The organism is Streptococcus oralis subsp. oralis, from assembly GCF_002096495.1.
GTDB lineage: Bacteria > Bacillota > Bacilli > Lactobacillales > Streptococcaceae > Streptococcus > Streptococcus oralis_CU.
On record NZ_NCUO01000010.1, the window covers coordinates 147,594 to 160,441 of the forward strand.

Genomic DNA, 12,848 nt, shown 5'->3' on the forward strand with positions numbered 1-12,848 from the left:
TTGTGATTTAGAATCAACATCTTGTTGATTTAAGAAAACGAGCTTTGAAAAGGAGAAAAACGATATGGCTTATATTGAAATGAAACACAACTACAAGCGTTATCAGGTTGGGGATACGGAGATTGTGGCTAATCGTGATGTGAATTTTGAAATTGAAAAGGGGGAGCTGGTCATTATCCTTGGTGCTTCTGGTGCTGGAAAATCAACGGTTCTCAATCTCCTAGGAGGTATGGATACCAATGATGAGGGAGAGATTTGGATTGATGGTGCCAATATTGCCAACTATAGTTCGCACCAACGAACAAACTATCGTCGTGAAGATGTAGGCTTTGTTTTTCAATTTTACAATCTGGTCTCCAATCTGACAGCCAAGGAAAATGTGGAATTGGCCTCAGAAATCGTGACAGATGCCTTGGATCCAGAGCAGGTTTTGACAGATGTAGGGCTAGGTCATCGCCTCAATAACTTTCCAGCCCAGCTTTCTGGAGGGGAGCAACAGCGAGTCTCCATTGCACGCGCTGTAGCTAAGAATCCTAAAATTCTCCTTTGTGATGAACCGACAGGTGCCTTGGATTACCAGACAGGGAAACAAGTCTTGAAAATTCTCCAAGACATGTCTCGTCAAAAAGGAACGACGGTGATTATCGTGACCCACAATGGCGCGCTAGCCCCTATTGCAGATCGCGTGATTCATATGCGTGATGCCACGGTTAAGAGTGTGACGATTAATGAGAATCCACAGGATATCGATATATTGGAGTATTAGCATGAAAAAAACATATCGGAAAGACCTATTTCAGTCAGTGACGACTTCAAAGGGACGCTTTGTTTCTATCTTGACCTTGATGATGCTGGGTTCTTTAGCCCTAGTAGGACTCAAAGTGACTAGCCCAAACTTGGAACGCACGGCAGGGGATTATCTCCGTAAAGCCAATGCTTTGGATCTGGCAGTGATAGCTGATTATGGCTTGGACAAAGAAGATCAGGACGAACTAAAGACCCTTCAAGGAGCAAGTGTTGAGTTTGGCTATATGGCAGACCTAACCGTTGAAAATGGTGAGGAAGCAGTTCGACTTTATTCCAAACCAGAGAGCATTTCAACCTTTCAAGTGACAGAAGGGCGACTGCCAGAAGCTGATGAGGAAATTGCCTTAGCTGATTTCTGGAGAGACCGCTATCAGATTGGGCAGACCATTACCTTTACTAAGAAAGAAGAAAAGTCCATCGTAAAATCCCAAACTTTTACAATTACTGGATTTGTTCAGTCGGGTGAGATTCTTTCTAAAGAAGATTTAGGAAGTGCTAGTAGTGGAAATGGCAACCTGACTGGCTATGGAGTAATTTTACCCAGTCAGTTTGACTCAGATGTTTATAGTATTGCGCGTGTGCGCTATGACGATTTAAAAAATCTGGATACTTTTTCATCAGACTATAAGACCAAACGAGCCCAACATCAGGAAGAGTTGCAAGACTTACTTGCTGATAATGGTCAAAAAAGATTGGCAAGTATTAAAACAAATGGGCAAAAGAGCCTGAAAGATGGGAAAGAACAGCTCCAAACTGCTGAAAGCAACCTTGAAAATGGTAAGAGTCAGTTAGAGCAGACTGAAAGTCGCTTGAAAACGCAAGAAGAACAAGCGACCGCTTTACCAGAACCGCAAAAGAGTCAAATCGAGGGACATCTGACAAAAGCTAAGGAAGAACTGGCGACTAAAAAAGAAAAACTGGCTCAGACAGAGAGTGATCTAACCAAGGAAAAAGAGAAGCTTGAACAGCGTCAGAAAGACCTTGATGAACTGGCAGAGCCGAAATACCACGTATACAATCGCCAAACCATGCCAGGTGGTCAAGGCTACCGCATGTACAGCAATTTATCAACAAGTATTCGTTCTATCGGAAATATTTTCCCCGTGGTGCTATATATGGTCGCTGCAATGGTGACCTTTACAACGATGACTCGCTTTGTAGATGAAGAACGCACCAATGCAGGCATTTTCAAGGCCTTGGGTTACCGCAACCGAGATATTGTTGCCAAGTTTGTCCTCTATGGTTTTCTTGCAGGAACTGTGGGAACCCTTATAGGAACACTTCTTGGACATTATCTTCTTGCAGGGGTGATTTCAGATGTTATAACAGCTGGGATGGTTGTTGGAAAAAGTCACGAGTATTTCTATTGGTCTTATAGTCTCCTTGCCCTAGCTTTAAGTTGGGTATCCAGCGTTTTGCCGGCTTATCTGGTAGCGCGGAGGGAATTACACGATGAAGCAGCCCAACTCTTACTTCCCAAACCTCCCGTTAAGGGATCAAAGATTTTGCTGGAACGCCTGAGCTTTATTTGGAGTCGTTTGAGTTTTACTCATAAGGTTACGGCAAGAAATATCTTTCGTTATAAGCAACGGATGTTGATGACCATTTTTGGAGTTGCAGGTTCAGTTGCTCTCCTATTTGCAGGTCTTGGCATTCAGTCATCTGTGGGAGGAGTTGTCGAGCGCCAATTTGAACAAATCCAGCAATACCAGATGATTGTAGCGGAAAAGAGCAGTGCGAGTGAGCAAGAAAAAGCAGATTTAGAAACCGCCTTGCAGGCTGAATCTATCTATGCTTATCAAAAGATTTACTCTAAATCCATTGAAAAAGATTTCAAAGGAAAAGCAGGACTTCAAACCATCACTATGATGGTTACTAGTGGAGAAGACTTTAAGCCTTTTATCATATTAGAGGAAAATGGGCGAGAGGTGCAGGTCACCGATGGAGCGGTCGTGAGTCAAAAATTAGCCCAACTAGCAGGTGTTACGGTTGGAGATGAGCTAGAGCTTGATGGGAAGGAAATCAAGGTCGCGGCTATTTCTGAAAACTACGTTGGACACTTTGTTTATCTCAAACGAGCGACTTACGAACAAGTCTATGGACCCAGTCCGCAAGACAATACCTACCTAGTAAAATTAAAAGACCCAACACCTTCCAATACGGAGAAAGAAGCGGCTATTTTCATGGAAAAAGCTACTGTTTCTGGGGTCGTCCAAAATGCAACGGCTATCCACCTCTTTGAATCTGTAGCCAATTCTCTCAATAAAACCATGGCAATCCTTGTCCTTGTTTCCGTCTTACTAGCCATTGTCATTCTTTACAATCTCACGAATATCAATGTGGCAGAACGTATCCGCGAACTTTCCACTATTAAGGTTCTCGGTTTCCACAATAAAGAAGTGACCCTCTATATCTACCGCGAGACTATGGTGCTGTCCCTTGTGGGGATTGTTCTAGGTTTGGTAGCTGGCTACTATTTACATCAATTTTTGATACAAATGATTTCACCTGCCCCCATACTTTTTTATCCACAAGTCAGCTGGGAAGTCTATGCGCTTCCAATCGTCGCAGTGACTGTAATCTTAGCCTTATTAGGCCTATTTGTCAATCACCACTTGAGAAAAGTAGATATGCTTGAAGCCCTGAAATCAGTAGAGTAATTCACGGGTTTAAACAGTAAATCAGTTGACAAAGTCTCTGCTTCTTGGTAGAATAAGAACTGTCGTAAAGACAAATAACTTCTTCTTGGTTACAGGCATGCCAACCTGTCACTCGGATGAAGCCAAATAAAAAGGAGAAAAATCATGGCAATCTCAAAAGAGAAAAAAAATGAAATCATCGCACAATATGCACGTCACGAAGGTGATACAGGTTCAGTAGAGGTTCAAGTTGCTGTCCTTACTTGGGAAATCAACCACCTTAACGAACACATCAAACAACACAAAAAAGACCACGCTACTTACCGTGGATTGATGAAGAAAATCGGTCGCCGTCGTAACTTGCTTGCATACTTGCGTAAAAACGACGTTAACCGTTACCGTGAGTTGATTAACTCTCTAGGACTTCGTCGTTAATCTGCTTTATTTTCCACTTACATTGCGTTGTCACCTTACCTCGATATACTCAAGTATAATCTTCGGTTACGGTTCCTAGCACTGTAAGGTAAAATAAACCAGATCATCTCCCTTCGGGGAGATTTTTTTATTTTCACTAGTTTTGTAGTACAATCTTCGGCTTGTCGCCTAGTCTATAAACGTTTTATCCAGCAAGAATTATGATGCTAAGGGCGCCAAAAATCCATATGAAAATAGGGAAACGACACAGTGTTCGATGAACACAAGGAGTTTCATCTTTTTCACTAGGATTTTAGCCCGAGCTCAAATCAGCTCTCTGATATTCAGAGGGCTTTTTATGTTGTCACCTTACCTCGATATACTCAAGTATTATCTTCGGTTACGGTTCCTAGCACTGTAAGCTAAAATAAACCAGATCATCTCTCTTCGGGGAGATTTTTTATTTTCACTAGTTTTATAGTACAATCTTCGGCTTGTCGCCTAGTCTATAAACGTTTTAGCCCGAGCTCAAATCAGCTCTCTGACTTCAGATGGCTTTTTCTATATATATTTACATCCTTGTTCATCTAATAGAAATATGGTATACTTTTCATGAGAATTTTCTAAATTTTTAATTTTGTTTAAGGAGGTTTTCATGCTTTCCAAATTTTCTGGAAGCCGACAGAACGTACAATTTGTGTTACTTTTAGGTGTTTTGCTAGGTATTTTAGGGATTTCACTTTTTCTAGCTGTTTCTATGGGATCCGTAGCGATTGACTTAGGAGATACCTATCGGATCATTTTGAGCAGATTGGGATTTCCTCTTGAGATAGGAGAGGTTTCCAAGTCTACTCTTGCCATTGTATGGAACATGAGATTCCCCCGAGTATTGTTAGGTCTGATAGTAGGGGCTGGTCTTTCTATGTGTGGTAGCGTGATGCAGTCTACAGTGAACAATCCCATCGCAGAGCCTTATGTCTTAGGAATTTCTGCGGGTGCAACTCTAGGGGCAACTTTGAGCATCATTCTTGGTTTAAAAGTGATGATTAGCCTTGGAGCTTTCCTTGGAGCTATTTTGGCAACAATCGCTGTCCTCATCATTGCCTCTATGCAGGGCAGGATGACGACTTCTAGTCTGATTTTATCAGGAACGGTGGTCAACGCTCTCTTTCTAGCCTTTTCCAACTTTATTATCTCAGTTGGCGCTAATGCGGACAGTGTGATGACCATTAAGTTTTGGACCATGGGATCGCTTGCCGGGACTACTTGGGCAGACTTGGTTCTGCCAACTATAGTAGTAGGAATGGTCTTTCTATTTTTCGCTACTCAGTATCGTGTTTTTAATGCGATGATGATGGGAGATGAGGCTGCTTTAACTTTGGGAATTCCCTTACGCTTCTATTGGTATCTTTATGTGACCATGGTGGCTGTGCTGACAGCTGTCTTGGTGGCAACTTGTGGGATTATTGGATTTGTTGGACTGATTACTCCACATTTAGCTCGAGGGTTAGTAGGAACGAATTACAGGAGACTTTTTCCCGTTGCGACCTTACTGGGTGCCCTCTTTGTCGTCTGGGCAGATGTACTTTCTCGTGTCATTATTCCAAATGCTGAGCTTCCAATTGGTATTTTCACAGCCTTAGTAGGTGCTCCCTTCTTTATCTACATTGTTGGAGGTAGGCGAAGGGAGGTGAGGGCCTGATATGGACTTGATTTGTCAGGATGTCCACTTTGGACTAGGAGAGAAAAAAATCCTCAAAGGAGTTTCTCTTAAGGTTGAGGGGTATCAATTTCACACGATACTAGGGCCAAATGGAAGTGGAAAAACCAGCCTGCTTAAACTCCTCTATCGTCAGGAAAAGGCGGACAAAGGCTTGATAAGCCTAGATGGAAAGCCACTGGAGCATTGGTCACTCAAAGAAACAGCCAAGCAAATGGCAGTTGTCACCCAGTTTAATCAATTGCAGTTTGATTGTACAGTTGAGGAAATCGTCTTGTTGGGCAGAACTCCCCACCTCTCTTTTTTACAGAAGGAAAAGGAAAGGGATTATGCCCTCGTTCAAGATGCTCTCGTCAAGGTGGATATGCTTGAGAAGAAAACTCGTCTCTATTCGTCCTTGTCAGGGGGCGAGAAACAGAGAGTCTTGTTGGCACGCGCCTTGGCGCAAGAACCGACTCTCTTGCTCCTGGATGAACCTACCAATCACCTGGATATCAAGTACCAGTTAGACTTGTTGGCAATTGTGAAGAATCTCAAGGTCAATGTTTTAGCTGTCCTACATGATATTCAACTTGCTTGTCGCTATTCGGATTATCTCTATCTGATGAAAGAGGGAGAAATCCTTTACCAAGGGACTCCAAAGGAGACCATCACCCCTGAGTCATTGCAAACTGTATACGGAGTTCAAAGTCAGGTGACTTGGACCGAGGATCAGCAAGCCATGATTCACTATTTATAAAAGTAAAAAGGAAAATAAGATGAAAAAAACACTAAGCATTTTACTCGTAACAGTAGCTACCTTAACCATGGCAGCTTGTGGTAACACTACTACAGAAAAAGCTACCACACAGTCTAGCACAGAAACAAGTCAAAAGGCCAGCACAGAGACGACTTATCCGTTAACGGTTAAAACCTATGATATTAAGGGAAATGAAGTCGAACAAGTCTTTGACAAGGCACCTGAAAAAGTTATCACCAACAATCTTTCAACCACTGAAATCTTATTGGAGTTAGGCTTGAAGGATAAAATTGCTGGCATGCTCAACCCTGACAATGCTGTAACAGACAAATACAAGGACGCGATTGCGACCATTCCTCAAATTGGTGATAAAAAAACAGTCTCTCAAGAGACAGTCCTTTCTTATGAGCCAGATGCGGTGATGGGTCGAAACATGATGTTTTCAGAAAAATCCTTGGGAACAGTTAGCGCTTGGAATGAAAACAAAATCCCAGTTTATACGCAAAAAGCTTCTCTCTCAACAATTCAGCAAGATTTGGGAAATATTGTAGAAGATGTCAAAAATCTTGGAATGATTTTCAATGTTCAGGACAAGGCTAATGAATACGCAGCCCAATTACAAGCTAAAATTGACGCTGTTAAGAAAGCAAATCCAACAAGCCAAGGTGAAAAGAAAAAGGCTTTGATTATGGTTGCTTATAATGATGAAACCTTTGGTGCCTACAAGTCTGCTTTGCAAGAAAGCTTGTTGAATCAACTTGGTTATACCAACGTTGCAACGGGAACATCAGGCTTGACCTTGGAAAATCTCGTGTCAATGGATCCTGAGTTGATTATCTATGTAACCAGCGACCGCAATAAAAAATTGGATGCCAACGCAGTAGAGTTGATGAAAGCAAATGAAGTTTTGGAAAACGTTCCTGCAATTAAGAATCAAAAAATCATGACCATTTCTTACGATGAGTTGATGGATTATGGTCCAGCAGTAATTGATTCCCTTGAGAAAATCAATGACTTTATCAATAAATAATGAGTTTGATTGGGAGGGAATCCAAGTCAAGGTCAGCCTTCCTTCGGCCTATGATCCCAACCAAACCTATCCAGCGATTCTCTTGAATGATGGAAACTTGGATTTCCTCTCTTCCCTTTCAGAATCTGTGATTTTAGTGGGTTTGACTTCTGAAAATCGCCTAGATGACTACACTCCATGGAAGGCATCTGCTCTGAGAGATGGAGCTCCAGATTTTGGCGGTCAGGCGAAGGCCTATCATGGTCATTTATTTGGAGGTCTTTTAGACAGGTTGCAGTCGCTTTATCGCCTGGACAAAAATCGCCTTGCCTATGGAGGATACTCATTAGGTGGTTTGGCGGCAGTATACAGTCTTTTCTATTTTGACAAGGTCTCCTGTATCTTCTCTATCTGTGGTTCCTTTTGGTTTCCTGATTTTGTTTCTTTCTGTAAGGAAGAAAAGGTGAAAAATTTGGACTGTTTGCTGTATTTACAGAATGGTCAAACAGAAGGAGCCCATCATACCAATCGCTTGGCTCAAGCACCAGTCTACGCTGAGCAGATCCATACCAGTCTTCAGCAACGATATCCGACTGGTCAGTTTGTCTTTGATCCTTATGGACATCATGAGCAAGTGGCTGAGCGCTTTCTAGCCTTTTCCTGCTGGTTGGCCCAAAAATGGAAAATCGAATAAAAGAATTATCCCTTGGCTTTTGCCAAGGGATAATTGTATTTTTTAACCAAGAGACTCTCTCTTCTTATCTGGATTCCAGATAAAACTTGCGAAGAAGGTAAAGATAATCGTTAGGATACCAACAATCACAGCAAGGAAGAGGGCAGGGATGCGGACAAACCACCAGAGTGGATTTGGTTTTTTATCATTGTGCCATTGCTTGGTTTCTTCGTCTAAACGTTGGAATTCTGCTTGGATACGGTCTGCAACCATTTCAATCCCTTCATCATTCATTTTCTTGATGTCTGAGATATCGATAGGATTTCCAAAGTTCATATCCACACGTTCACGGCTAACCAAACCTTTTAAGGTCATGGGACCTGTGTAGGTGACCGGCATGATACGTACCTTGGCCATTTTGGCAATCAAGGCAACTCCACCCTTGACATCGTTTGAGTGACGGCTCCCGCTTGGGAACATGATGAGAGAGCGGTCGCTTTTTTTGAGGACGTTGATAGGGTACTTGATGGCAGAGGCATTAGGTTTTTCTCGGTCGATAGGAAAGGCGCCACACATACGGATCCACCAGCCAAAGATACGGTTGTTAAACAGTTCTTTTTTGGCCATAAAGATGAACTGTTTTGGCTTGGTCGCAAAAGCCATATATACAGGATCCCACCAAGTACGATGAGGAGCGACGAGGATATAGTTTTCGTCTCGGCTAGGGATTTTATCAGTATTGTGATAGTGGGCATTGCCATTGATGGACCACAAGATCAGCATGACTAGTCCACGCAAATAAGTATAAAACATGAGATCTCCTTCGATTGTATTGCTTTTATTATTATACCTTATCAAAAGACTACTGGCAAACTTTTTCAGTTATCAGCCAACAGTTTTAGATGGGATTAGAATTCTTTTAAAAAAAATGATATGATAGAATTTATGGATAAAAATAAGATTATGGGATTAACCCAAAGAGAAGTCAAGGAAAGACAGGCTCAAGGTTTGGTCAATGACTTTACCGCTTCAGCCAGTACCAGTACTTGGCAAATCTTCAAACGAAATGTTTTTACACTTTTTAACGCATTAAACTTTGCTATTGCCCTAGCGCTGGCCTTTGTTCAGGCTTGGAGCAATCTGGTCTTCTTTGCCGTTATTTGCTTTAATGCTTTTTCTGGGATTGTGACCGAGCTCCGGGCCAAACACATGGTGGACAAGCTCAATCTCATGACCAAGGAAAAAGTCAAAACCATTCGTGAGGGTCAAGAAGTTGCTCTCGATCCAGAAGAGTTGGTTCTAGGAGATGTCATTCGTTTGTCTGCTGGGGAGCAGATTCCTAGTGATGCTCTGGTTCTGGGAGGATTTGCGGAAGTCAATGAAGCCATGTTGACGGGTGAGAGTGATTTGGTGCAAAAAGAAGTGGATGCCTTGCTTTTATCAGGGAGTTTCCTAGCCAGTGGCGCAGTTTTGGCTCAAGTTCACCATGTCGGGGCAGACAACTATGCTTCCAAACTCATGCTGGAAGCTAAGACAGTGAAACCCATCAACTCTCGTATCATGAAATCACTGGACAAGCTAGCAGGCTTTACTGGGAAGATTATCATTCCCTTTGGTCTAGCTCTCCTCCTAGAAGCCTTGATGTTAAAAGGCTTGCCCCTCAAGTCTTCTGTAGTGAATACTTCGACAGCACTTTTGGGTATGTTGCCCAAGGGAATTGCCCTTTTGACCATCACTTCGCTCTTGACTGCGGTGATCAAGCTGGGCTTGAAAAAGGTCTTGGTGCAGGAGATGTACTCTGTTGAGACCTTGGCGCGCGTGGATATGCTCTGTCTGGACAAGACGGGAACCATCACTCAAGGAAAGATGCAGGTGGAGGCAGTTCTTCCGCTGACGGAAACGTATGGTGAAGAGGCTATTACTAACATTCTGACCAGCTACATAGCTCACAGTGAGGATAAAAATCCAACAGCCCAGGCTATTCGCCAGCGTTTTGTGGGAGAAATAGCCTATCGCATGCTTTCGAATCTTCCCTTCTCTAGCGACCGCAAGTGGGGGGCTATGGAGTTAGAAGGGCTAGGAACGGTTTTCTTAGGTGCGCCTGAGATGTTGCTGGACTCTGAAGTCCCAGAAGCCAGAGAGGCCTTGGAGAGAGGTTCTCGTGTCTTGGTCTTGGCTCTCAGTCACGAAAAACTAGAACACCACAAACCACAAAAACCATCTGATATTCAAGCCTTGGCACTGCTGGAGATCTTGGATCCCATTCGAGAAGGAGCAGCTGAGACACTGGACTATCTCCGTTCTCAAGAAGTGGGACTAAAAATTATCTCTGGGGACAATCCAGTTACGGTTTCCAGCATTGCCCAGAAGGCTGGCTTTGCAGACTATCACAGCTATGTTGATTGCTCAAAAATCACGGATGAGGAATTGATGGCCATGGCTGAGGGAACAGCAATTTTTGGTCGTGTTTCCCCTCATCAAAAGAAACTCATCATCCAAACGCTGAAAAAAGCGGGGCACACAACGGCCATGACAGGGGATGGAGTCAATGATATCCTGGCCCTTCGTGAGGCGGATTGTTCGATCGTAATGGCTGAAGGGGATCCGGCGACTCGTCAGATTGCCAATCTAGTTCTCTTGAACTCAGACTTTAATGATGTTCCTGAGATTCTCTTTGAAGGCCGTCGGGTGGTCAATAACATTGCCCATATTGCACCGATTTTCTTGATTAAAACTATCTATTCCTTCCTGTTAGCAGCCATCTGTATTGCCAGTGTTTTATTAGGACGGTCTGAGTGGATTTTGATTTTCCCTTTCATTCCGATCCAGATTACCATGATTGACCAATTTGTGGAAGGTTTCCCACCATTTGTCTTGACTTTTGAGCGAAATATCAAGCCGGTTGAGCCAAATTTCCTCAGAAGGTCTATGCTTCGTGCCCTACCAAGTGCACTTATGATCGTCTTCAGCGTTCTTTTTGTGAAAATATTTGGAACGAGCCAAGGATGGTCTGAGATAGAAATCTCAAGCCTACTTTATTATCTTCTTGGGTCTATCGGTTTCTTATCCGTATTTAGAGCCTGCATGCCATTTACCCTCTGGCGTGTCCTCTTGATTGTCTGGTCGGTAGGAGGCTTCCTAGCCACAGCTCTCTTCCCAAGAATCCAGAAACTGCTTGAAATTTCGACACTTACAGGACAAACATTTCCTGTTTACCTTGTCATGATGGCTGTCTTTACTGTGAGTTTCATTCTAACCAGTCGTTACCAAGCCAGAAAATAAAGAAAGACTGCAATCTGTGGATTGCGGTCTTTTTAGGTGCAAGATTGCTAGCTAAAATATGGTATAATAAAAGGCAATAGAGTTTTGGAAAGTGAGAGAAGATGATTTCAAAGAGATTAGAATTGGTAGCTTCCTTTGTGCCACAGGGGGCCGTTTTACTAGATGTGGGGAGTGACCATGCTTATCTACCTATCGATTTGGTCGAAAGAGGCCAAATTGAAGGTGCTATTGCTGGTGAGGTCGTAGAAGGACCCTACCAGTCTGCGGTTAAGAATGTTGAGGCTCACGGTCTAAAGGAGAAAATCCAAGTCCGTTTAGCCAATGGTTTGGCATCTTTTGAAGAATCTGATCAAGTATCGGTCATCACTATTGCTGGTATGGGCGGGCGCTTGATTGCAACGATCCTAGAAGAAGGCTTGGACAAGCTTGCGAATGTAGAACGTTTAATCCTCCAGCCCAATAATCGTGAAGACGACTTGCGCATCTGGCTACAAGACCACGGTTTTCAAATCGTAGCAGAAAGCATCCTAGAAGAAGCTGGCAAGTTTTATGAAATTCTAGTTGTGGAAGCAGGACAAATGAAGCTATCAACCAGTGATGTTCGCTTTGGACTTTTCTTGTCCAAAGAAGTCAGCTCAGTCTTTATCAAAAAATGGCAAAAAGAAGCTACTAAGCTAGAGTTCGCTCTTAGCCAAATCCCAGAAAAAAATCTGGAGGAACGTCAAGTTCTAGTAGATAAAATTCAAGCCATCAAGGAGGTGCTCCATGTTAGCAAGTGAAGTAATTAACGCATATGAAGCCTTTTGCCCTCAGGAATTTTCAATGGAGGGAGATAGCCGTGGCCTGCAAATTGGAACTTTGGACAAGGATATCCAAAGGGTCATGGTTGCCCTTGATATTCGTGAAGAGACGGTGGCAGAGGCTATTGAAAAGGGTGTGGATTTGATTATCGTCAAGCACGCGCCAATTTTCCGTCCCATCAAGGACTTGGTAGCCAGCCGTCCGCAAAATCAGATTTACATCGACCTTATCAAGCATGACATCGCCGTTTATATCAGTCACACCAATATTGACATCGTTGAGAATGGTCTCAATGACTGGTTCTGCCAGATGCTAGGCATTGAGGAGACGACTTATCTCCAGGAAACAGGTCCAGAACGTGGGATTGGGCGTATTGGTGACATTCAACCACAGACTTTTGGAGCATTTGCTCAGCATATCAAGCAAGTCTTTGGTCTAGATAGCCTTCGAATGGTGCATTATCAAGAGAGTGATTTGCAGAAGCCTATTTCAAGAGTGGCCATCTGTGGCGGTAGTGGTCAATCTTTCTATAAGGATGCTTTGGCAAAGGGGGCAGATATTTATATCACTGGTGATATCTACTATCACACAGCTCAGGATATGTTGTCTGATGGCCTGTTGGCATTGGATCCAGGTCACTATATAGAAGTGCTTTTTGTGGAAAGAGTCGCAGCACTTCTTACTCAATGGAAGGAAGAGAAAGGCTGGGACATTGATATTTTACCTAGTCAAGCATCGACCAATCCTTTCCACCATATCTAGTT

General features: G+C 43.1%; 11 protein-coding genes. 10 read left to right on the forward strand and 1 reads right to left on the reverse strand.

All coding sequences use genetic code 11. The annotated features are described in order from the left end of the window. Positions 1-64: 64 nt before the first annotated feature. From B7717_RS02950 to B7717_RS02980, 7 genes are all read left to right on the forward strand, one after another. Positions 65-766 (forward strand): ABC transporter ATP-binding protein, encoded by a 702-nt coding sequence (locus tag B7717_RS02950; RefSeq protein WP_042902698.1) that lies wholly within the window; start codon positions 65-67, stop codon positions 764-766. Beyond that, complete coding sequence (locus B7717_RS02955) at positions 762-3,467, forward strand: FtsX-like permease family protein (protein ID WP_193432026.1); 2,706 nt, start codon at positions 762-764, stop codon at positions 3,465-3,467. Before B7717_RS02950 ends, B7717_RS02955 begins: the two co-directional genes overlap by 5 nt. A gap of 144 nt (positions 3,468-3,611) precedes the next feature. Beyond that, positions 3,612-3,881, forward strand: a complete 270-nt coding sequence (gene rpsO, locus B7717_RS02960) for a 30S ribosomal protein S15 (protein ID WP_001018251.1) — start codon at positions 3,612-3,614, stop codon at positions 3,879-3,881. Positions 3,882-4,515: 634 nt separating this feature from the next. Further along, positions 4,516-5,562 carry a FecCD family ABC transporter permease gene (locus B7717_RS02965; RefSeq protein WP_084944153.1) on the forward strand — a complete coding sequence of 349 codons (1,047 nt, stop codon included), beginning with the start codon at positions 4,516-4,518 and terminating at the stop codon, positions 5,560-5,562. 1 nt (position 5,563) lies between these two features. Further along, on the forward strand, positions 5,564-6,319 hold the full coding sequence (locus B7717_RS02970; protein WP_000364130.1) for an ABC transporter ATP-binding protein: 756 nt from the start codon (positions 5,564-5,566) through the stop codon (positions 6,317-6,319). Positions 6,320-6,338: 19 nt separating this feature from the next. After that, the gene (locus B7717_RS02975; protein ID WP_084944154.1) at positions 6,339-7,349 is read left to right on the forward strand and encodes an ABC transporter substrate-binding protein; all 1,011 of its coding nucleotides are present in this window, start codon (positions 6,339-6,341) and stop codon (positions 7,347-7,349) included. Continuing rightward, complete coding sequence (locus B7717_RS02980) at positions 7,330-8,022, forward strand: alpha/beta hydrolase-fold protein (protein ID WP_084944155.1); 693 nt, start codon at positions 7,330-7,332, stop codon at positions 8,020-8,022. The genes B7717_RS02975 and B7717_RS02980 overlap by 20 nt, the downstream gene beginning before the upstream one ends. A 42-nt stretch (positions 8,023-8,064) precedes the next feature. Here the strand turns inward: B7717_RS02980 and B7717_RS02985 are convergent, their stop codons facing one another. Beyond that, the gene (locus B7717_RS02985; RefSeq protein ID WP_070657413.1) at positions 8,065-8,814 is read right to left on the reverse strand and encodes a lysophospholipid acyltransferase family protein; all 750 of its coding nucleotides are present in this window, start codon (positions 8,812-8,814) and stop codon (positions 8,065-8,067) included. A gap of 132 nt (positions 8,815-8,946) precedes the next feature. On the opposite strand from B7717_RS02985, the gene B7717_RS02990 reads away from it, so the two are divergent. The 3 genes from B7717_RS02990 to B7717_RS03000 all read left to right on the forward strand — a co-directional run bounded on the left by B7717_RS02990 (position 8,947) and on the right by B7717_RS03000 (position 12,846). Next, on the forward strand, positions 8,947-11,283 hold the full coding sequence (locus tag B7717_RS02990; RefSeq protein ID WP_084944223.1) for a cation-translocating P-type ATPase: 2,337 nt from the start codon (positions 8,947-8,949) through the stop codon (positions 11,281-11,283). A gap of 101 nt (positions 11,284-11,384) precedes the next feature. After that, entirely contained in the window at positions 11,385-12,062 is a 678-nt protein-coding gene (locus B7717_RS02995) for a tRNA (adenine(22)-N(1))-methyltransferase (protein WP_084944156.1), read from the forward strand. Next, entirely contained in the window at positions 12,049-12,846 is a 798-nt protein-coding gene (locus tag B7717_RS03000; RefSeq protein WP_084944157.1) for a Nif3-like dinuclear metal center hexameric protein, read from the forward strand. Before B7717_RS02995 ends, B7717_RS03000 begins: the two co-directional genes overlap by 14 nt. The last annotated feature ends 2 nt before the right edge of the window (positions 12,847-12,848 follow it).

Bases quoted from the DNA above. Each gene is read 5' to 3' on its own strand.
- B7717_RS02950 (WP_042902698.1), top strand. From the start codon at position 65: ATGGCTTATATTGAAATGAAACACAACTACAAGCGTTATCAGGTTGGG.
- rpsO (WP_001018251.1), top strand. From the start codon at position 3,612: ATGGCAATCTCAAAAGAGAAAAAAAATGAAATCATCGCACAATATGCA.
- B7717_RS02965 (WP_084944153.1), top strand. From the start codon at position 4,516: ATGCTTTCCAAATTTTCTGGAAGCCGACAGAACGTACAATTTGTGTTA.
- B7717_RS02970 (WP_000364130.1), top strand. From the start codon at position 5,564: ATGGACTTGATTTGTCAGGATGTCCACTTTGGACTAGGAGAGAAAAAA.
- B7717_RS02975 (WP_084944154.1), top strand. From the start codon at position 6,339: ATGAAAAAAACACTAAGCATTTTACTCGTAACAGTAGCTACCTTAACC.
- B7717_RS02980 (WP_084944155.1), top strand. From the start codon at position 7,330: ATGACTTTATCAATAAATAATGAGTTTGATTGGGAGGGAATCCAAGTC.
- B7717_RS02985 (WP_070657413.1), bottom strand. From the start codon at position 8,814: ATGTTTTATACTTATTTGCGTGGACTAGTCATGCTGATCTTGTGGTCC.
- B7717_RS02990 (WP_084944223.1), top strand. From the start codon at position 8,947: ATGGATAAAAATAAGATTATGGGATTAACCCAAAGAGAAGTCAAGGAA.
- B7717_RS02995 (WP_084944156.1), top strand. From the start codon at position 11,385: ATGATTTCAAAGAGATTAGAATTGGTAGCTTCCTTTGTGCCACAGGGG.
- B7717_RS03000 (WP_084944157.1), top strand. From the start codon at position 12,049: ATGTTAGCAAGTGAAGTAATTAACGCATATGAAGCCTTTTGCCCTCAG.